Origin of the sequence: Acinetobacter sp. YH16051 (assembly GCF_013417135.1) — a bacterium.
GTDB classification, from domain to species: domain Bacteria; phylum Pseudomonadota; class Gammaproteobacteria; order Pseudomonadales; family Moraxellaceae; genus Acinetobacter; species Acinetobacter towneri.
Genome location: NZ_VPEN01000140.1, coordinates 1 through 1152, shown reverse-complemented (window position 1 = coordinate 1152; position 1152 = coordinate 1). Strand labels below are relative to the sequence as shown.

Here is a 1152-nt window from a genome sequence, read left to right as displayed (position 1 = left end):
GGCATCGCCACCCGCACCGGTCACCTTCGACCCGAAGACGCGCTCGACGAGATTGTGCGGTTCTTCGAGGCGCGGGTTTCCGCCTTGCGACGGAGCGGGGTCGCTGCCGACCGGCTCATCCTCGATCCGGGGATGGGATTTTTCTTGAGCCCCGCACCGGAAACATCGCTGCACGTGCTGTCGAACCTTCAAAAGCTGAAGTCGGCGTTGGGGCTTCCGCTATTGGTCTCGGTGTCGCGGAAATCCTTCTTGGGCGCCACCGTTGGCCTTCCTGTAAAGGATCTGGGTCCAGCGAGCCTTGCGGCGGAACTTCACGCGATCGGCAATGGCGCTGACTACGTCCGCACCCACGCGCCTGGAGATCTGCGAAGCGCAATCACCTTCTCGGAAACCCTCGCGAAATTTCGCAGTCGCGACGCCAGAGACCGAGGGTTAGATCATGCCTAGCATTCACCTTCCGGCCGCCCGCTAGCGGACCCTGGTCAGGTTCCGCGAAGGTGGGCGCAGACATGCTGGGCTCGTCAGGATCAAACTGCACTATGAGGCGGCGGTTCATACCGCGCCAGGGGAGCGAATGGACAGCGAGGAGCCTCCGAACGTTCGGGTCGCCTGCTCGGGTGATATCGACGAGGTTGTGCGGCTGATGCACGACGCTGCGGCGTGGATGTCCGCCAAGGGAACGCCCGCCTGGGACGTCGCGCGGATCGACCGGACATTCGCGGAGACCTTCGTCCTGAGATCCGAGCTCCTAGTCGCGAGTTGCAGCGACGGCATCGTCGGCTGTTGCACCTTGTCGGCCGAGGATCCCGAGTTCTGGCCCGACGCCCTCAAGGGGGAGGCCGCATATCTGCACAAGCTCGCGGTGCGACGGACACATGCGGGCCGGGGTGTCAGCTCCGCGCTGATCGAGGCTTGCCGCCATGCCGCGCGAACGCAGGGGTGCGCCAAGCTGCGGCTCGACTGCCACCCGAACCTGCGTGGCCTATACGAGCGGCTCGGATTCACCCACGTCGACACTTTCAATCCCGGCTGGGATCCAACCTTCATCGCAGAACGCCTAGAACTCGAAATCTAACGTCCGTTCGGGCATCGAGGTCCATGTCGGGGTGGGACGGGCCCGTGGCTTCAAGATCACTTGCAGTCCGACCGCGA

2 protein-coding genes are annotated in these 1152 nt (G+C 64.1%); both read left to right on the top strand.

From position 1 onward, the window contains the following. Positions 1 to 447, top strand: a 447-nt coding sequence (locus tag FTV41_RS14930) for a dihydropteroate synthase (RefSeq protein ID WP_179996784.1), incomplete at its 5' end; no start/stop codon positions are given. A gap of 127 nt (positions 448 to 574) precedes the next feature. Then, positions 575 to 1075, top strand: coding sequence for a GNAT family N-acetyltransferase (locus tag FTV41_RS14925; RefSeq protein ID WP_000376623.1), 501 nt, complete (start codon positions 575 to 577; stop codon positions 1073 to 1075). Positions 1076 to 1152: the final 77 nt, after the last annotated feature.

Coding starts and splice junctions, on each gene's coding strand:
- FTV41_RS14925 (WP_000376623.1), top strand. CDS start 575: ATGGACAGCGAGGAGCCTCCGAACGTTCGGGTCGCCTGCTCGGGTGAT.